General features: G+C 69.5%; 20 protein-coding genes and 1 tRNA gene. 16 read left to right on the top strand and 5 right to left on the bottom strand.

The features are described 5' to 3' along the window. Positions 1–21 precede the first annotated feature (21 nt). The 3 genes from AC1RTC_RS06885 to AC1RTC_RS06875 are packed head-to-tail and all read left to right on the top strand — an operon-like array spanning position 22 to position 2,187. Positions 22–912, top strand: a complete 891-nt coding sequence (locus AC1RTC_RS06885) for an ABC transporter ATP-binding protein (protein ID WP_493154734.1) — start codon at positions 22–24, stop codon at positions 910–912. Next, positions 909–1,619: an ABC transporter permease gene (locus AC1RTC_RS06880; protein WP_493154733.1), complete on the top strand. Its 711-nt coding sequence runs from the start codon at positions 909–911 to the stop codon at positions 1,617–1,619. Before AC1RTC_RS06885 ends, AC1RTC_RS06880 begins: the two co-directional genes overlap by 4 nt. 34 nt (positions 1,620–1,653) lie before the next feature. Then, a complete protein-coding gene (locus tag AC1RTC_RS06875) occupies positions 1,654–2,187 on the top strand; it encodes a HEAT repeat domain-containing protein (protein WP_493154732.1) in 534 nt (177 codons plus the stop codon). Positions 2,188–2,477: 290 nt separating this feature from the next. Here AC1RTC_RS06875 and AC1RTC_RS06870 read toward each other — a convergent pair whose 3' ends face one another. Next, a complete protein-coding gene (locus AC1RTC_RS06870) occupies positions 2,478–3,203 on the bottom strand; it encodes a DedA family protein (RefSeq protein WP_493154731.1) in 726 nt (241 codons plus the stop codon). 198 nt (positions 3,204–3,401) lie between these two features. Between AC1RTC_RS06870 and AC1RTC_RS06865 the strand changes: the two genes are divergently transcribed. The 6 genes from AC1RTC_RS06865 to AC1RTC_RS06840 are packed head-to-tail and all read left to right on the top strand — an operon-like array spanning position 3,402 to position 10,660. After that, the gene (locus AC1RTC_RS06865; RefSeq protein ID WP_493154730.1) at positions 3,402–4,808 is read left to right on the top strand and encodes a GH1 family beta-glucosidase; all 1,407 of its coding nucleotides are present in this window, start codon (positions 3,402–3,404) and stop codon (positions 4,806–4,808) included. 57 nt (positions 4,809–4,865) lie between these two features. Next, positions 4,866–6,098, top strand: coding sequence for an extracellular solute-binding protein (locus AC1RTC_RS06860; RefSeq protein ID WP_493154729.1), 1,233 nt, complete (start codon positions 4,866–4,868; stop codon positions 6,096–6,098). A gap of 55 nt (positions 6,099–6,153) precedes the next feature. Next, positions 6,154–7,038, top strand: a complete 885-nt coding sequence (locus AC1RTC_RS06855; RefSeq protein WP_493154728.1) for a carbohydrate ABC transporter permease — start codon at positions 6,154–6,156, stop codon at positions 7,036–7,038. Continuing rightward, entirely contained in the window at positions 7,028–7,873 is an 846-nt protein-coding gene (locus AC1RTC_RS06850) for a carbohydrate ABC transporter permease (RefSeq protein WP_493154727.1), read from the top strand. The genes AC1RTC_RS06855 and AC1RTC_RS06850 overlap by 11 nt, the downstream gene beginning before the upstream one ends. 7 nt (positions 7,874–7,880) lie before the next feature. Next, complete coding sequence (locus tag AC1RTC_RS06845) at positions 7,881–9,434, top strand: glycoside hydrolase family 5 protein (protein WP_493154726.1); 1,554 nt, start codon at positions 7,881–7,883, stop codon at positions 9,432–9,434. An 11-nt stretch (positions 9,435–9,445) separates the two neighbouring features. Beyond that, positions 9,446–10,660: an ROK family transcriptional regulator gene (locus tag AC1RTC_RS06840; protein WP_493154725.1), complete on the top strand. Its 1,215-nt coding sequence runs from the start codon at positions 9,446–9,448 to the stop codon at positions 10,658–10,660. On the opposite strand, the gene AC1RTC_RS06835 is transcribed toward AC1RTC_RS06840, so the two are convergent. Further along, positions 10,657–10,905 (bottom strand): hypothetical protein, encoded by a 249-nt coding sequence (locus tag AC1RTC_RS06835; RefSeq protein WP_493154724.1) that lies wholly within the window; start codon positions 10,903–10,905, stop codon positions 10,657–10,659. The two genes, AC1RTC_RS06840 and AC1RTC_RS06835, sit on opposite strands and share 4 nt — an antisense overlap. Before the next feature lie 62 nt (positions 10,906–10,967). Here AC1RTC_RS06835 and AC1RTC_RS06830 point away from each other — a divergent pair, with 62 nt between their 5' ends. Further along, positions 10,968–11,411: a MarR family winged helix-turn-helix transcriptional regulator gene (locus AC1RTC_RS06830; protein WP_493154723.1), complete on the top strand. Its 444-nt coding sequence runs from the start codon at positions 10,968–10,970 to the stop codon at positions 11,409–11,411. 85 nt (positions 11,412–11,496) lie between these two features. Continuing rightward, positions 11,497–11,922: a DUF6069 family protein gene (locus AC1RTC_RS06825; protein ID WP_493154722.1), complete on the top strand. Its 426-nt coding sequence runs from the start codon at positions 11,497–11,499 to the stop codon at positions 11,920–11,922. A gap of 15 nt (positions 11,923–11,937) precedes the next feature. Here AC1RTC_RS06825 and AC1RTC_RS06820 read toward each other — a convergent pair. Further along, positions 11,938–12,019: transfer RNA gene (locus AC1RTC_RS06820), tRNA-Leu, on the bottom strand. 276 nt (positions 12,020–12,295) lie between these two features. Here AC1RTC_RS06820 and AC1RTC_RS06815 point away from each other — a divergent pair. After that, entirely contained in the window at positions 12,296–13,135 is an 840-nt protein-coding gene (locus tag AC1RTC_RS06815) for a TauD/TfdA family dioxygenase (RefSeq protein ID WP_493154721.1), read from the top strand. 168 nt (positions 13,136–13,303) lie between these two features. Here AC1RTC_RS06815 and AC1RTC_RS06810 read toward each other — a convergent pair whose 3' ends face one another. Together AC1RTC_RS06810 and AC1RTC_RS06805 are read right to left on the bottom strand one after the other, a co-directional pair. After that, complete coding sequence (locus AC1RTC_RS06810; RefSeq protein ID WP_493154720.1) at positions 13,304–13,549, bottom strand: hypothetical protein; 246 nt, start codon at positions 13,547–13,549, stop codon at positions 13,304–13,306. Between the two features lie 78 nt (positions 13,550–13,627). Beyond that, on the bottom strand, positions 13,628–14,050 hold the full coding sequence (locus AC1RTC_RS06805; protein WP_493154785.1) for a DUF3515 family protein: 423 nt from the start codon (positions 14,048–14,050) through the stop codon (positions 13,628–13,630). A gap of 116 nt (positions 14,051–14,166) precedes the next feature. Here AC1RTC_RS06805 and AC1RTC_RS06800 point away from each other — a divergent pair, with 116 nt between their 5' ends. From AC1RTC_RS06800 to AC1RTC_RS06785, 4 genes are read left to right on the top strand one after another with little or no spacing between them, the layout of a single operon-like run. Next, on the top strand, positions 14,167–15,396 hold the full coding sequence (locus tag AC1RTC_RS06800) for a TadA family conjugal transfer-associated ATPase (RefSeq protein ID WP_493154719.1): 1,230 nt from the start codon (positions 14,167–14,169) through the stop codon (positions 15,394–15,396). Beyond that, positions 15,393–16,256, top strand: a complete 864-nt coding sequence (locus tag AC1RTC_RS06795) for a type II secretion system F family protein (RefSeq protein ID WP_493154718.1) — start codon at positions 15,393–15,395, stop codon at positions 16,254–16,256. The genes AC1RTC_RS06800 and AC1RTC_RS06795 overlap by 4 nt, the downstream gene beginning before the upstream one ends. Next, positions 16,253–17,191: a type II secretion system F family protein gene (locus AC1RTC_RS06790; protein ID WP_493154717.1), complete on the top strand. Its 939-nt coding sequence runs from the start codon at positions 16,253–16,255 to the stop codon at positions 17,189–17,191. The genes AC1RTC_RS06795 and AC1RTC_RS06790 overlap by 4 nt, the downstream gene beginning before the upstream one ends. A 31-nt stretch (positions 17,192–17,222) precedes the next feature. After that, positions 17,223–17,657 carry a hypothetical protein gene (locus tag AC1RTC_RS06785; RefSeq protein ID WP_493154716.1) on the top strand — a complete coding sequence of 145 codons (435 nt, stop codon included), beginning with the start codon at positions 17,223–17,225 and terminating at the stop codon, positions 17,655–17,657. Positions 17,658–17,689: the final 32 nt, after the last annotated feature.

Raw genomic sequence — 17,689 nt, 5'->3', positions numbered from 1 at the left:
CCGCTGCACGACCGTGGAACCATGACCACAGAGACAGTCGTGAGAGCGACGAACTTCAGCTATCGGTACGGCGATTTCGCCGCAGTGCAGGGCCTCGACCTCGCCGTGCAGCGGGGGGAGGTGTACGCACTCCTCGGCACGAACGGCGCGGGCAAGACCACCACGCTCGAGGTGATCGAGGGCCACCGCCGGCCCACCTCGGGCACGGTGTCCGTGCTGGGCGGCGACCCGACCGACCGCCGCCGCATCCGCCCGCGGGTCGGGATCATGCTGCAGGACTCGGGGTTCGCCGGGGACCTGACCGTCGTCGAGTCCCTCCGCCTCGCGGGCCGCCTCTCGGGCCGGGACGACTCGGTCGATGAGCTGCTCGACACGGTCGACCTGCGCGGCAAGGCCGAGACCCGTGTCGTGCAGCTCTCGGGCGGCGAGAAGCGGCGCCTCGACTTCGCGATGGCGATCTGGGGCGCGCCCGAGCTGGTGTTCCTCGACGAGCCGACCACCGGGCTCGACCCGACGGCCCGCGAGAGCCTGTGGGACGTGGTCGGCGAACTCCGCGACCAGGGCACCACGGTCATCCTGACCACCCACTACCTCGAAGAGGCTCAGCGCTACGCCGACCGCATCGGCCTCATGCACCAGGGCGTGCTCAAGCGCGAGGGCACCCTGGCCGAGCTGGTGGCGGCGGAGCCCTCGCACATCCGCTTCGTGGCGCCTCCCGGGGCCGATCTGCCGCAGCCCATCACCGCCACCGAGCACGGGCTCGTGGTCGTGACCACCGACGACCTGCAGGGCGATCTCACCGCCCTGCTCGCGTGGGCAGACCGTGGCGGCCACCGCCTCGACCAGCTGAGCGCCACCAGCTCCTCCCTCGACGACCTCTTCCGCGACCTCACCATTGGAGCCCAGTCATGATCGCCATCGCCGTCTCAGAACTCCGGATGCTCGTGCGCAACCGCCTCGTCGCAACGCTCGGCATTCTCTCCCCGCTGGTCATCGGCGGCATCTTCATCCTCAACCGTGCACCGGAGGGCGGGCTGGCCTTCGCGGCGACCCTGCAGATCGCGACGATGCTCGGCCTCGGCGTCTACGTCACGGGCACTACGACGCTCGCGGCGCGCCGCCAGAACCTGTTCCTCAAGCGCCTGCGAAGCACCGCCGCCTCCGACCCCGCGATCATCGCCGGGCTCATCGCCCCGATCATCCTCGTGGGCCTCCTCCAGGTCGGCATCATCATGACCGGGCTCGCGATCTCCGCCTCGACCGTGCCCGTCCACGTCTGGCTGCTCGTCCCGGTGGTGGTGCTCGTCGACGTGATGTTCGCGGGGTTCGCGATCGCCACAGCCGGGGTGACGACCTCGCCGGAGCACGCGCAGTTCACGACGCTGCCGCTGTTCTTCGTCGCGGTGGGCGTGTCGTTCTGGGTGACCCTCACCGGCACCCAGGATCTCGGGCTCGTCAAGCAGGCGCTGCCCCTGGGCGCGATCCCCGAGCTCATGACGATCGTCTGGTACGGCGGCGACCTGTCTAGGGTGCCGCTGCTGCTCCTCCCGACGGTGGCCTGGACGGTCGTCGCACTCCTCGCCGCGAAGGTCATGTTCCGCTGGGAGCCGCGCTCGTAGCGCCGGGGGTGACGCGAGCACGTAGGGTTGACGCGTGCCAGGTGACCGCGTTTCCCCCGTCCCCGTAGAGCTGCCCATCGAGGCGCGGCTCGCTGCAGCAGTGGCGGAGTACGGCGAGAACACCGTCGTACTCCGCTCGCTGTCGCTGCTCGCCGGCAACAACGAGGGGGAGGACTTCCTCCTCTACGTGGGCGGCGAGCACGCCCGCGGCATCCTCGACGGAGCACCCGTGCTCTACTGGCCCGAGCTGTGGGGCACGCGCGCCCTGCTCTACGTCTGGAACGACTCGGCGGTGCTCGCCGTGACCGCCGCCCTCAACAACCAGGCCTGGCGCGTCCGCGAGATGGCCGCGAGGGTCGCCGCGGCGCGGAAGCTCGACGTGGAGCCGATCCTCACCGAGCTTCTCACCGACGAGGTCCCGCGGGTCCGCGCTGCCGCGGCCCGTGCCCTCGGCGTCATCGGCTCCAACATCGAAGTGATCGAGCCCCTGCTCAGGGACCCCGAGATCGACGTCCGCCGCGGCGCGCAGCAGGCGATCGCGGCCCTGAGGGCGCGCATCGCGCCGTGATCTAGACCCTCGTCCGCGAGTCGTGCCGTGATCTAGACCCTCGTCCGCGCATCGCGCCGTGATCTAGACCCTCGTCCGCGAGTGGTGCCGTGATCTAGACCCTCGTCCGCGAGTCGTGCCGTGATCTAGACCCTCGTCCGCGAGTCGTCGAAACCTGCTCCAGCTCCGCGGATGCGGCGCACTTTCTGCACTGTCGTGGTGGCCTGCGCGCGCGAGTCTGCACAATGTGCTCCAGATCCGAGCGCGAAGGGCAGTTTCTGCAGACTCGCGCAGGGCAGGCGCCCCTCTAGCTAGTCGCCCAGCTTCTGGTCGAACTCGTTCGGCCTCAGCACGAGCGCCTCGGCCTCGGCGTCGCTGATCACGCCGGCAGCGCGCTTCTTGCGGGCCTTCAGCATCGACTGCACGTAGTGGAAGATCGTCGGCACAAGGGTGATGACGACGGCCGCGAGCAGGATCAGGTCGATGTACTCGACGACGAAGTCCTTCACCGGCGGGATGTATCCCAGCAGGAAGCCGACGAACGTGAGGCCCGAGCCCCAGATCAGGGCGCCGACCGCGTTGTACAGGGAGTACTTGCGGTAGTTCATGTGGCCGACGCCGGCGGCGACTGGGGCGAAGGTGCGCACGATCGGCACGAAGCGGGCGACGATGACTGCGAGGCCGCCGAAGCGCTCGAAGAATCCGTTGGTGCGCTTGACGTTCTCGATGGAGAACAGTCCACTCTCTTTCCGCTCGAAGATCCGCGGGCCCACCCGGTGCCCGATGAGGTACCCCACTTCACCGCCGAGGAACGCCGCGAGGCTGATCGCCAGGCAGACCCACCAGATGTCGATGTGGATCACTCCCGAGAACGTGAACACGCCCGTGATGATCAGCAGGGTGTCGCCGGGGAGGAGGAAGCCCAGGAGCAGGCCCGTCTCCGCGAAGACGATCGCGCAGACCAAGGGCAGGGCCCAGGCTCCGGCGCCGGCGATTGCTGCGGGGTCGAGCCAGGGAATGAGTGCGGCGTGTACCAAGGGGCAGGGCTCCAGTCGTCGGCTGCGCGCCAGAGGGGGCGGCAGTCAGGGCGTTCCAGTCAGGGTACTAGGTGCTGCGCCCCTACACGCTGGGGATATCCCCGGGATGCGACTTGACATACTTCCAACAGGGCTTATAGTAAGTCTTGAAATAAGTCGGGACGAGAGCCCGGCACCCCGACCCGAATGCGATCAACGATGACCGACACCACTCCCGCCGCCCGGCTCCGCGCCGAGGCCTCCGTCGAGAACGTCGGCGTCTTCCCGGGGGGCTTCCGCTGGGGGCTCGCCACCGCGGCCTACCAGATCGAGGGTGCGGCGCACGAGGGCGGCCGCGGTCCGAGCATCTGGGACACGTTCTCGCACACCCCCGGCCTCAGCCACCACGGCGACACCGGCGACATCGCGTGCGACCACTACCACCGGTGGGAGGCCGACCTCGATGTGCTCGCAAGCCTGGGCGTGACCGACTACCGTCTCTCGGTGTCGTGGTCGCGGCTGCAGCCGGGCGGGCGCGGCCACCTCAACCCGGCGGCGGTTGCGTTCTACCGCGAGCTGCTCGCGGGGCTCTCGGCACGGGGCATCCGGCCGCTCGTCACGCTCTACCACTGGGACCTGCCGCAGCCGCTCGAGGACGAGGGCGGCTGGCCGGTGCGCGACACCGCGTACCGCTTCGCGGAGTTCGCGACCAAGACAGTCGAGGCGCTCGGCGACCTCGCGAGCGACTGGGTCACGCTCAACGAGCCGTGGTGCAGTTCCTTCCTCGGCTACGGCAGGGGCGCGCACGCTCCCGGCCGCCAGGACTACCGCGCCGCGATCCACGCCGCCCACCACCTCAACCTCGCTCACGGGCTGGCGGTCGCCGGCATCCGCGCGGCGCGGCCGGGGGCATCCGTCGGCATCACCAACATCGTCACCGACATCGTCCCAGCGACCGACGCTCCGGATGACGCCGCCGCGGCCCTCCGCCTCGACGCGTCGAGCAACCGCATCTTCCTCGACCCCGTGTACCTCGGCGAGTACTCCGCCGCCGTGTGGGACACGCTCGGAGAGCGCGGCCTCGCCGAGGTCGTGCTGGACGGCGACCTCGCGATCATCGCCGCGCCCACCGACTTCGCCGGGGTCAACCACTACCAGCGCGTGATCGCGAGCCACGACGAGTCGCAGCCCTTCGACGTGCTCGAAGTGCCGGCCGAGCCCGCGACGACGTCGTTCGGCTGGTCGGTCATCCCGGCCTCGCTCACGTCGGTACTCACCCGCGTCTCGCGCGAGTTCACCCCGCTGCCGATCTACGTCACCGAGAACGGCGCGAGCTACAACGACTACGTCGACCCGAACGGAGACGTCGTCGACACCGAGCGCGTGGACTACCTGCGCGGCTACCTCTCCGCGGCCGGGGACGCCATCGAGGCCGGGGTCGACCTGCGCGGGTACTACGCGTGGTCGTTCCTCGACAACTTCGAGTGGGCCGAGGGCTATAGCAAGCGCTTCGGCCTCGTCTGGGTCGACTACCGCACCCAGGAGCGGATCCCCAAGCTGAGCGCCCACTGGTACCGGCGCCTCATCGAAGACCATCGGGCCGCGGTCGCGCATTCCGCCGCCTGATTGCACTACCCATACCGCACCACCTAGATAATGCACACACAGAGAAAAGGAACCTCAATGAAGAGAACAGCAACCTCCGTGCTGGCGGGCATCGCCATCGCGGGCCTCGCTCTCGGCGTGAGCGGCTGCGCCCCCTCGGCGCCCGCGGAGGCCGACGGCCCCCTCACCGTCTGGGTGATGGGCGACTCCGGGGCGAACTTCGAGAAGCTCGTCGCCGACAGCGGCATCGACGTGGACGTGGTCGCGATCCCCTGGGACTCGATCGACGAGAAGCTCACCACCGCCGTCGCGTCCGGCTCCGGCCCCGACATCCTGGAGATCGGCCTCTCGAAGCTCGCCACGTTCGCCGAGGCCGGCGCGCTCCTGCCCCTCGACGACGAGCTCGCGAACTACCCGGGCCTCGCGCCGGAGAACTTCCCTGCGGGCGTGGCCGGCGCCTCGACCGCGGTCGACGGCAAGATCGTGAGCATCCCGTGGACGAGCGACACGCGCGTTCTGTTCACCCGCACCGACATCCTCGCCGAGAACGGCATCGACGCCCCGCCCGCCACCTGGGACGAGCTTCGCGCCGACGCGAAGACCCTCGCGGGCCGCGGTGACGGGCAGTACGGCTACTACATCCCCCAGTGGGACGCGCCGCTGCCCATCGAGATGACGTGGAGCATGGGAGGCGAGGTGATCGACGCCGACGGCAACGTGAACTTCGACACTCCCGAGTTCTCCGACGCGGTGGACCTCTACACCGGCCTCTACGCCGACGGCAGCGTTCCGACGAACAGCGACTTCGACCAGCAGCAGGGGTTCATCTCCGGCATCGCCCCGATGCTCGTGAGCGGCCCGTACCTGGGCAAGGGCATCTCGGATGCCGCGCCCGAGCTCGACGGCAAGTGGCAGGCCAGCCCGCTGCCCGCCGGTGACGGCGGATCGATCTCGCTCTTCGCGGGCTCGAACCTGGGCGTCTGGTACAACACCGACCAGAAGGACACCTCGCTCAAGCTGCTCGAGTACATCTCCCAGCCCGAGCAGCAGCTCGCCTGGTACGACCTGACCGGCGCCCTGCCCACGGTGAACGCGGCCCTCACGGATGCCACGCTCAACGCCGACCCGAACGTGAAGGTCTACACCGACCAGCTCGCCACGGCCCGCGTTCTGCCCATCGTCGCCAACTGGGACGGCGTGGTCGGCACCGGCCTGCTCAACGCCCTCAACGCGATCGTGCTGACCGGGGCCGACCGCGACTCGTCGCTGGCCACGTTCTTCGACGCCACCAAGGGCCTCTCCCTCAAGTAGCACTACCGGGGGCCGCCCGCCCGGGCGGCCCCCACCCCACCTCGACCAGGAAAGGATGATCGTGCGCAACCGCCTGACTCCCTACCTGTTCGTCTCACCGGCGATGCTGCTGCTGATCACGTTCGGCATCTTCCCGATCCTCGTCGCCGCCGTCATCAGCACGACGGACATGAACATCTCGGCGTTCGCGAGCTGGAGCAACGTCGACTTCGTCGGCGCCGACAACTACGTGAAGCTCTTCGCCGATCCGGACTTCTGGCAGGCGCTCGGCAACACGGGCCTCTTCGCCGTGATCGGCGTCCCCGCGATCGTCGTCCTCTCGCTCACCACAGCCCTGCTGCTCAACCGGAGCCAGAACTGGTTCTTCCGGGCGCTGCGCTCGTTCTACTTCATCCCGGCGATCACGGCGATCGTGGCCGTCTCCCTGGTGTGGAGCTACCTCTACAACACCCAGTTCGGCCTCTTCAACTACCTGCTGTCGCTCGTCGGGGCGGAGCCCGTCCAGTGGCTCTCCGACCCCTGGCTCTCCAAGTTCTCCGTCGGCCTCGTCGCCGTCTGGCGCGGCACCGGCCTCAACATCATCATCTTCCTCGCGGCGCTGCAGGGCGTGCCGAAGGAGTACCTCGAAGCGGCATCCATCGACGGCGCGGGCGAGTGGCGCAAGACCTTCTCGATCACCGTCCCGCTGCTCCGGTTCGCGATCTTCTTCGTCTCGGTGACGACCACGATCGCGTGGCTGCAGTTCTTCGACGAGCCCTTCGTGCTCACCGACGGCGGTCCGCTCGGGGCCACGACCTCCGTGTCGATCTTCCTGTACAAGGAGGGCTTCCGGCTCAACCAGTTCGGCTACGCGAGCGCCGGCTCGGTGGTCCTGTTCGCGATCATCGCCATCATCACGCTGATCCAGCTGCGCCTGCGGAGGGCCGACGATGAGTACTAACCGGGATACCTCGAACCGCCGCCGCTCGCGAGGCCTCACCCTCTCGATCGGCATCGCCCTTGGCGTCGGCGCCCTCATCACCGCGTTCCCGTTCATCTGGATGATCGCGACCTCGCTCAAGCCGCAGCGCGAGTCCATCGACTTCCCGCCCACGATCCTCCCGCAGGAGCCCACTCTCGAGTGGTACCAGACGCTCTTCACCGAGCTCGACTTCGGGCGCTACTTCCTCAACACCGTCATCGTCGTCGCGATCGGCTTCATCGGCCTCCTCCTCATGGCGATGGCCGGGTACGCGTTCGCGAAGTTCGACTTCCGGGGCCGCCGCTGGATGTTCTTCCTCGTGCTCGCGACGATGATGATCCCGGTGCAGGTCACGATGATCCCGACCTACCTGATCCTCAACGGCATGAAGCTCACCAACACCCTGGTGGGCATCGCCCTGCCGACCCTGGTGAGCGGCTTCAGCATCTTCCTGTTCCGCCAGTTCATGACGACCATCCCCACCGAGATGCTCGAGGCCGCGCGCCTCGACGGCGCAGGGGAGTTCCGCACGTTCTGGCAGATCGTCCTGCCCATGTCGCGGCCGATCCTCGCCGTGCAGGTCGTGCTCACCTTCATCTCCGGCTGGAACAGCTTCCTCTGGCCGCTCATCATCGCGAGCGACCAGAAGCTCTACACGCTCTCGGTGGGGCTCGCGCTGCTCAACCAGCAGCTCGCCGTCAACCCCTCGCTGCAGATGGCGGCGGCCTCCGTGATGGTCATCCCGATCCTCATCGTGTTCATCGTCTTCCAGCGCTATGTCATCCAGGGCTTCGCCCTCTCCGGACTCAAGTAAAGGCATCATGACCGACCTACTCCCCACCCCCGTCTTCGAGCGCCGCCCCGCGACCTTCGACGGCTTCGTGCGCGCCCGGGATGCCCGGCTCGTCGACGGCGCCGGCCGCGAGCTGCTCCTGCGCGGCGTCGGGCTCGGCAACTGGATGCTGCCGGAGGGCTACATGTGGCGGTTCGGGCCGGGGGCTGAGTCCCCGCGCGAGATCGAGTGGCTCACCGAGCGGCTCCTGGGCGTCACGGGCGCCGAGCAGTTCTGGGAGGGGTTCCGGGCGAACTTCATCACGCGCGCGGATATCGCGCTGATCGCGGAATCCGGATTCGACCATGTCCGCCTCCCGATCAACTCGCGCGTCATCCAGGACGAGAACGGCGAGCCGATCGAGGCCGGCTACGCGCTGATCGACAGCCTCATCGAGTGGTGCCGCGAGCACCGCCTCTGGGTGCTGCTCGACCTGCACGGCGCCCCCGGCGGCCAGACCGGCACGAACATCGACGACTCCCCGCAGAACCTCCCGGAGCTGTTCATGGAGCCCCGCTACCGCGACCTCACGCTGCGGCTGTGGCGCGACCTCGCCACCCGCTACCGGGATGAGACCGTGGTGCTCGGCTACGACCTGCTCAACGAGCCCCTGCCCAACGAGTGGCAGTACACCTACGCGGATGCCCTCGCCGAGCTCTACCGCGACCTCACGCGCGAGATCCGGGCGATCGACCCCGACCACCTCATCGTGTACGAGGGCGCCCACTGGGCCACGAACTGGGACATCTTCACGGAGGTGTGGGACGAGAACTCGCTCCTGCAGTTCCACAAGTACTGGTCGTCGCCCGACGTCGCGACGATCCAGAGGTTCCTGGACGCGCGGGACCGACTCGGCCTGCCCATCTACATGGGCGAGGGCGGCGAGAACACGCTCGAGTGGATCTACACCGCCTTCCGCCTGTACGAGGCGCACAACATCGGCTGGAACTTCTGGCCCTGGAAGAAGATCGACACGCGCACCTCGCCCGCGTCGATCGTCGCCCCCGAGGGCTGGGACCGGGTGGTCGCGTCGATCGACGATCCCGCCGCGATCACGCCCGTCGAGGCCAAGCGGGTGTTCGACGACCTGCTCGAGGCGATGAAGGTCGAGAACGTGCGCTGGCAGCCCGAGGTGGTGTCCGCGCTGCTGGCCTCGAGACCGGCGGTGATCCCGGCGTGGGGCTACGGCTTCCGCGGCGCCGGGGAGTCGTACTCGGTCGCCGCGAGGGGCGGGGTGGCGGGCATCCGGGATGACGACACCGTGCCGCTGCGCTGGGCGCGGAAGGGCGACAACCCCGAGAACCCGTTCGAGCAGAGCGACGGCCGGCCGTACCGTGTGACGGAGGAGCTCGTCGTCGACCTCTCCGCCGGCGACTGGCTCGAGTACGAGGTCGCCGGTGCGGGCAGCGCGCGGGTTGTCGACGGCGAGGGGGTGGATGCCCGGGTGCGGGTCGAGCGCTCCGACCGCGGCATCCGGGTCATCGCGACGAGTGAGACGACGATCAGCCGCATCTATCCCTCCGGCGGCGACCAGACTTGGTAGGTTCGGGGTTCATGACCGGGCGCAGCGCAACCACCGCAGCGGGTCCCGCGACGGTCAGCGAGGTGCGGCAGCGCAACCGCGCCCAGGCGCTGCGGAGTGTGATCCTCACCGGCCAGACCTCGCGCGCCGAACTCGCCCGCGAGTCCGGCCTCTCCGTGGCCTCCGTCACCAACCTCGTCTCGGAGCTCATCTCCGAGGGGCTCATCATCGAGGCGGGGTCCGTGGCCTCGAGCGGCGGGCGGCCCGTGACGCTGCTCGCCCCCAACCCGGCGGGCGCCTACTTCCTCGGTGCGGATGTCGGCGAGCGCGGGGTCGCGGTGGAGCTGTTCGACCTCTCGATGGCGCGCATCGACCGCGAATTCAGGGGCGGGCGCGCGGGGGAGCCGATCGAGGCGATCGCCGCCGACCTCGACGAGGCCCTCGACGCCCTGCGCGACCGCAACCCGCAGGCGTGGGAGCGCATGGTCGGCATCGGCCTGGGCCTGCCCGGCATTGTCGAGTCGGATGCCGACGGCCGCCAGGTGCTCTACGCGCAGAGCCTCGGCTGGCCGCCCATCCCGGTCGCCGACCTCGTCTCGCACGACATCCCCGTGTTCGCCGAGAACGGCGCCAAGACGCAGGCGATGGCCGAGCTGTGGGACGGCTCGGCCCGCGGTGTCGGCGAGGCTCTCGTCGTACTTCTCGGCCGCGGCGTCGGCCTCGCGATCGTCTCCAAGGGCGAGCTCGCCCGCGGGCTCACCAGCAGCGCGGGGGAGTGGGGCCACGTCAAGATCGTCCGCGGCGGCCGCCTGTGCCGCTGCGGCGGGCACGGCTGCGTGGAGGCCTACCTAGGCGCGGACGCGATCCTCGAGCAGTGGCGCGAAGCCGGCGGAAGGTTCGAGGGCTCGGGGTGGCGGGCGATCGGCGAGCTGCTCGAGTCCACGGACCCGGTCGCGGTCTCCGTGGTCGACGAGCTCGTTGCGACGCTCGGCTCCGCGCTCGGCGGGCTCGTGAACCTGACCAACCCCGAGCGGGTCGTGATCGGCGGATGGGTCGGACTGCGGCTCATGGAGGGCCTCAGCTCGCGCATCGAGGAGGCCACGCGCGCCGAGGCGCTCGTGCGCCCGGGCTCGCAGTTCGCGCTCGCCGCGTGCCGGTTCGGGGGCGACACGGTGGCGCTCGGTGCCGCGATGATGCCCCTGGAGGCGCTCATCGCGGAGCCGCGGGGGAGCCGCTCGGCCGACTAGGGCTTGTCGCGCTTGGGGAGCACCGGGATGGTCGCGGTGCTGTTCTTCGACGCCCAGGACTCGAACGCCTCGAGCGCCGACTCGGCGTCGGGCAGGGCGGGGAGCAGCGGCTGGAACTCGCCGATCAGGTACACCGTGAATCCCGCCGGCGACTGGATGACCTGGCCGCGCACGTTGTCGTCATCGTTGACGATGTCGAAGTCATGGGAGCGCCACCGACGGCGCAGGGAGTACGTGCGGGCCATTCTCCTAGCGTAGAACGGGAGGGCGACAGAGGCTGCCCCTTGCCTCGGCCTAGACTTCGTGCGTGGATGCCACAGCCCTCGCCGGCCCGGCCCTGATCAGGATCGCCGCTCTCGTCACCGACCGCTACGAGGTGATCTCGGAGGAGTTGGGATTCGACTTCCGGACCGGCCGGCTCCTGGTGGCCGTCTCCCGCCGCCCGCAGACGGTCGGGGAGCTCGGCCGCTACGTCCGCGTCGGCAAGTCGACCATGACGGGCGTGCTGGCCCGGATGCTGTCGAGCGGGCTCGTGGAGCGCGAGACCGATCCGGCCGATCGCCGTGCGAGCCTCATCGTGCCCACCGCGCGGGGGCGCGAGATTGCGGAGACTCTGGTCACCCGGGTCACGGCCGAGGTGGGGCGCCTGCTCGAGCCGGTCGACCCGGGCGCCCGAGCGCAGCTCGCCGAGCTGCTGCAGTCGATCCTCGACGCTGCGGACCAGATCGACGGCCTACTCCCGCTGGAGTAACTCTCGGCCGGGGACTTTCCCCCGGCAGAGCTCAGGCGTATCGTGCATTAGTACCAAATCCGTACTAATTACAGGGAGCCCCCCCATGACCACGCACACCGTCTCCAGCAGCACCTCGTCCGTGCCGCGCACCGCCCTTCTCCTCGTCGCCGCGGTCGCCGTCGCCGGGGTCGTCAACTCGGTCATCGCCCTCTCCGCGGTGGCCGCCGGCGCCTCGAGCGCCTACGCGCCGCTCATGCCCCCGGTCTACCTCGCGTTCACGGTGGCGGGCGTGCTGGCGGGCTACGTCGGCTGGCGGATCGTCCGCGGCCGGGCCGCGAACCCCGCACGCGTGCTGCGGGTTCTCGTGCCGGTCGCGCTGGTGCTGTCGTGGGTGCCGGACGTCGTTCTCGCGATTGTGCAGTTCATCCCCGGCACGAACCTCACCGGGGCGCTCGCGCTCGGCCTCATGCACGCGGTGGTCGTCGCGGTGGCGGTGCCGGTCTACGCGCGGGTCGCGCCGGTCGCGTGACCGGTGAGCATCCGGTGCGGAAGGCGGGACTTGAACCCGCACGCTCGAAAGCACAGGAACCTAAATCCTGCGTGTCTGCCAATTTCACCACTCCCGCTGGCAGCTACGAGTCTAGGAGGGACGAAGGTCCTATGAGGCTACTGAGGGTACCCTTACACTCGAAAACGGGGGTGTAATTTAGGTAGCGACGCCAACCAGCGCCGCCCAGAGAAACAAGGAGAGCGACATTACCGTTCACGAGCTCCAGCCGAGCCTTTTCACTCTCGATGCCGCGCAGGCCGAGGCTATCCGCACCGCTGCGCTGACCATCACCGCCGACGCGAACACCCAGCCCGATGACTTCAACCTCCAGGCCGCGGCCGCGTCGTTCAACGTGCCTGTCGAGGTTCGCGACGCGATCCTGAACTTCTCCAACGTGGGCTCCGACACGGGCATCCTCGTGATCCGCGGCCTCATCGTCGACGACGACCTTGTCGACACCCCCCTCGACAACAAGCTCGGCCTCGGCGCCAAGACCACGTTCGCGAAGCAGCAGGCAGTTCTCGCCCAGCTGCTCGGCACGATGATCGCCTACGAGGCCGAGGGCAACGGCCACCTCATCCAGGACATGGTGCCGAACCCCAAGCTCGCCACCACCCAGCAGTCGCAGGGCTCCCGCGTCGAGCTCGAGGCCCACACCGAGCAGTGCTTCTCCGACTTCAAGCCCGACTACGTGATCCTCGGCGCCCTGCGCGGCGACCCGGAGGCGTACACTTACGCGTTCTCCGGCCGCAAGATCGCCGAGCTGTTCTCGCCGGAGGAGGTCGCCAAGCTCCGCCAGCCGCTGTGGGCGACCACCATCGACGAGTCGTTCCAGCCGTTCATCCCGGACCCCGACGCGATCCGCGGCCCGTTCCCCATTCTCAGCGGGCCGGATGACGACCCCTACGTCCTCGTCGACCAGGACCTCATGCACGGCATCACCGCAGACGCGCAGAAGCTGCTCGAGAAGGTCGTGCAGGTCTACATCGAGAACCGGGACGCCCACAACCTGCAGCCCGGCGACCTGCTCATGCTCGACAACCTGCGCGCCATGCACGGCCGCTCGCCCTACACGCCGCGCTTCGACGGCAAAGACCGCTTCATCGCCCGCGGCTTCGTCGTGCGCGACCGCCGTCGCCTGTGGCCCCAGCTCCTGCAGGACCGCCGCACCGTCGCGGCCGTCTACAGCTGATCTAGTCCACTCGTCAGGCGCCCGGGCATTCGTGTCGGGGCGCCTGCGTCGTTAAGGGGGCTCACTACCTCGCGAGTTGCCCCAATCTGTCCTGCCTCATGCCCGAACTCAACACTTTGGGGCAACTCGCGCGCCGAAGCGCACACTGCGAGCGCTTGGCGCGGCGGACTAGCCCTCGACGATCCCCTCGATGGTCGGGTTGGTCTCGATGACCCAGGCCTTGTAGAAGGCGAGCGCGTCGTCCGGCGTGGGCAGCTCCGTGGCCAGTTCGCCCGTGGCATCCATGCGGTAGAGCGTGTATCCGTCCGGGTATTCGACGACCTCGGCGACCAGTGTGACCAAGTGCTCGTCCGCCTTCTTCTGGCGGATGAGGTAGTTGGGGGTACCCGCGATGGGGTGAAGGCTGAAGGTCACGCAACAATCCTGCACTGGCTGCACGCATTTTGCACCCAGCGCCACGACTAATCTGTCTACCCGCTGTGGAAAACGCCCTCACAGGCACCGTCGTGTGGCTGCAATGACGTCCACTGCCCCGGCGATGTCAGCGAGGACCGCGGCTGGCTGGTCGAGCCTGTCGCTGAGGACTACCTCGACGGCTGGCGTACGGCCGTACGTAGTGGACATGACATAGGAATCCGCGGCCGTGCTGTCCACGAGCCAATCAACTCCGCCGTACTCTGCGCACGGCAGGCTGGAGGGAGCGGGCGGCGCGACTCCGCAACGAAGTAGTACCTGAGCCGGCGACCCCCACGCTCCTGTGGCCTGGGCTGTGGTCTCTCGAATCGCAAGGCCCACGACATCCTCGGGAAGCCTGACGATGACCGCCGCGCAGGCCGGGTCTGACGCATCCGAACTGGCAGTCATCGGCACCGGAGACGCGCAAGCTGTGAGCACAGCGACTATCGCTAGACCCATCCCGTATCGACTAGCGCGCCACTTCAAACTGAATTCTCCGTCGGCGCTCGAAGACACGTTTTGACCCTGTGGAAAACGCCCTCACGCGGGATGCCGCTTCCCAGAGGATCAGCCGCATGCCCGACGCCCTCACGACCATCGCCGGCCACGTGCGTGAGCGTGTGCGGCGGGAAGGTATCGACCTCGCCGCGGACGCGGAGCTCGCGGAGACCTACGTGCGGGACGAGGTGCGGCGCTACAGCGAGCGGGCCCTTGGCGGGTCCGTGCCCCTCTTGCAGGACGAGGCACAGGCGGCCAGGGAGGTCGTCGCGGTACTGACCGGGTTCGGCCCGCTGCAGCCGTACTTCGACGATCCGTCCGTCGAGGAGCTGTGGATCAACGCCCCCGATGCCGTGTTCGTCGCAAGGTCCGGCGTGCCGGAGCAGACGCCGCTGGTGCTCGAGGAGGGGGAGGTGCGCGACCTCGTGGAGCGGATGCTGCAGTCATCCGGGCGACGGGTCGACCTGAGCTCCCCGTTCGTGGATGCGTCCCTGCCCGACGGGTCACGGCTCCACGTCGTCATCCCGGACATCACTCGACGCCACTGGTCCGTCAACGTGCGCAAGTTCAACCGGTGCATCCGCGATCTCGGCGGTCTCGTCGCGCTCGGCAGCCTGTCTGAGCAGGCGGCGCAGTTCCTCCACATGGGCGTGATAGCGCAGCAGAACATCGTGGTGAGCGGCGCCACCCAGAGCGGCAAGACGACGATGCTCGGTGCTCTCCTCTCGTCGGCGCGGCTGAACGAGCGGATCGTCACCGTCGAGGAGACGTTCGAGCTCGCCCTCGACGCACCGGACACCGTCGCGCTGCAGTGCCGGCAGCCCAGCCTCGAGGGCACCGGCGAGGTCACCCTGCGGCGGCTGATCAAGGAGGCTCTCCGGATGCGGCCCGACCGGATCGTGGTGGGGGAGGTGCGCGAGGCGGAGTCCCTCGACCTGCTCATCGCGCTCAACAGCGGGCTGCCCGGCATGTCGAGCATCCACGCGAACAGCGCCCGGGACGCCCTCGTCAAGCTCTGCACCCTCCCGCTGCTGGCGGGGCGCAACATCGACTCCGCCTTCGTCGTGCCCACGGTCGCCGCCTGCGTCGACCTCGTCGTCCAGTGCGAGCTCGACCGCACGGGAACCCGCCGCGTGATGGAGATCCTCGCGCCCACCGGCCGCACCGAGGGCGGCATCGTCGAGGCGAGTACGATCTTCGCGCGGCGCTCCGGAGAGTTGGTCGCAACGGGCGGCTACCCCGCGCGCACCGCGAAGTTCGCCGCGGCGGGGCTCGACCCCGCGGCCGTGCTGGGGGCGGCGAGGTGAGCGCACTGCTCGGCGCACTCCTCGCCGCGGGCGTCCTGCTGTGCGCCTCGCCCTGGCTCTGGCCGAGAAAGCAGGGCGGGATGCCACGGCACTCCCGGCTCGCAGCACTCTGGCGGGAGCGGCTCACCCAGGCGGGGCTCGAGCGCATCACGCCCGGGATGCTCGGCGCGGTGTCCCTCGTGATGGGAGCGGCCGTGGCATCCGCCGCCTTCGCGCTCGCCCCTGTCGCGGTGCTCGCGCTCGCCGCCGGAGCCGCCGCGCTCGCCCTGCCGGCCCTGCTCGTCTCCTGGCGGGCCCGCGCCCACCGCCGCGCGACCCGGGTCGTCTGGCCCGACGTGGTGGACCACCTCGTGTCGGCCGTGCGGGCCGGGCTCGCGCTGCCCGATGCGGTCGCGGGCCTCGGCGTCGCCGGCCCTGCCCTCACCAGGACGGCCTTCGCGGAGTTCGCCGCCGACTACCGCCTCACGGGCAGCTTCGGCCCGTGCCTGGACACTCTCAAGGCCCGGCTCGCAGACCCGGTGGCGGATCGCGTGCTCGAGACCCTGCGCATGTCGCGGGAGGTCGGCGGCGGCGAGCTCACCACGATCCTGCGGAACCTGGGGGCGTACCTGCGGGAGGAGGCGGCGATCCGCTCCGAGATCGAGGCGCGGCAGTCGTGGGTGATGAACGCGGCGAAACTGGGGGTCGCGGCGCCGTGGATCGTGCTCGCGCTGCTCGCGTCGCGGCCCGAGGCGGCCGTCGCGTACGCCACGCCAGGCGGGACCGCGCTGATCGTCGCGGGCCTCGCGGTGTCGGTGGTCGCGTACCGGGTGATGCTCGCGGTCGGCAGGCTGCCCGAGGAGCGGCGGTGGTTCGCGTGAGCGGGCAGATCGCTTGGGCTGTCGTGTGCGGACTGGGGCTCGGGTTCGGGCTGTGGATCGTGGTCGGCCTCGTCCCGCGCATGAGCCGCCCGCGGCTCGCCCGCCGGGTCGCGCCGTACCTCGCGGACGTGTCGGAGTCGGCGCGGGAAGCCAGTTCGCCCCCGCCGCCGGGGCCGCTCCCGGTCGTGGGGCTGGTGCTGGCCCCGGTGATCGAGCGCGGCCAGCGCGCGCTCGGTTCGATCCTGGGCGGCGCGGATGCCACGGCCCGCCGCCTGCGCCAGGCCGGTTCGCCGCTCACCCTCGCCGCCTTCCGCTCGCGCCAGCTGCTCTGGAGTCTCGCGGGCCTCGCCTTCGGTGTCGCGGTCGCCCTCGCGCTGGGGTTCACGCGGCCTGTCCCGGTGCCGGTGCAGCTCGTGATCGTCGCGGTCTCGGCTGCGGCCGGCGTGCTGCTCCCGGATCGCCTGCTGCACCGCGCGGCCTCTGCCCGGCTCGCGCGGCTTACCGCCGAGCTGCCCGTGGTGCTGGAGTTCCTCGCGCTGTGCCTCTCCGCGGGCGAGGGCGTGGTTGACGCGCTGCGGCGGGTGGCCAAGGTCAGCCACGGTGAGCTCGCCGGCGAGCTGGCGGGAGTCGTGGCATCCGTCAGCACCGGCCTGCCGTTCGCCGACACCCTCGGCGCGCTGGCGCGAGACCTCGACCTGCCGCCCTTCGCCCGCTGCGCCGATCAGGTGCTCGGCGCGCTCGACCGCGGAACGCCGCTCGTCGAGGTGCTGCGCGCCCAGGCCCAGGACGCGCGTGAAGAGGCCAAGGGCCGGCTGCTCGAGGCGGCGGGCAAGAAGGAGATCGGGATGCTCGTGCCGCTGGTGTTCCTGATCCTCCCGATCACCATCGCCTTCGCGATCTTCCCGGGGATCGCCGTGCTGCAGGTGGGGTTCTGACGCGTCGTGCCGAGCTGTTAAGCTCCGAACCATGGCCACCGCACCGTATTCAGGCAACGGCTATTGGAAGACCCAGATCGTCATCTGCGGGCTCGGCGCGCTCCTGGGGATCGTCGGCGGGCCGATCGCGGTCGTACTCGATACGGAGGAGCCGGGTCGCGGAGTCATCTACTTCCTGATCGGCCTCCTCTTCCTGCCGTTCTTCATCTCACTGCTCCGCAAGTACCTGAGGTCGAGCAAGAAGCAGCGCGCGGCATACGCGTGGGTCATCATGCAGCAGAACTCAGGTCTGCAGGCAGACGGCCTCAACCCCAGCAACGACGCGTGGGCACTGCACATGGCCGAGCGGGCCCGCACGGGCAAGATTGCCGCGAGCGAGGTCGCCGACCTCCAGCGCCTGCGCCCGGACGTGCCCTACCCCGGCGACACCCCCGACCCGAGGAACACCCCCGCCACGCGGCACTAGTACATATACCTAGCTCTCCTAGGTATGCTGTC

The sequence above is a fragment of the Rhodoglobus sp. GW821-FHT12B09 genome, from assembly GCF_058809925.1.
Note: the sequence above shows the minus strand (reverse complement) of the source record. Positions and strands in the feature narration are given on the sequence as shown.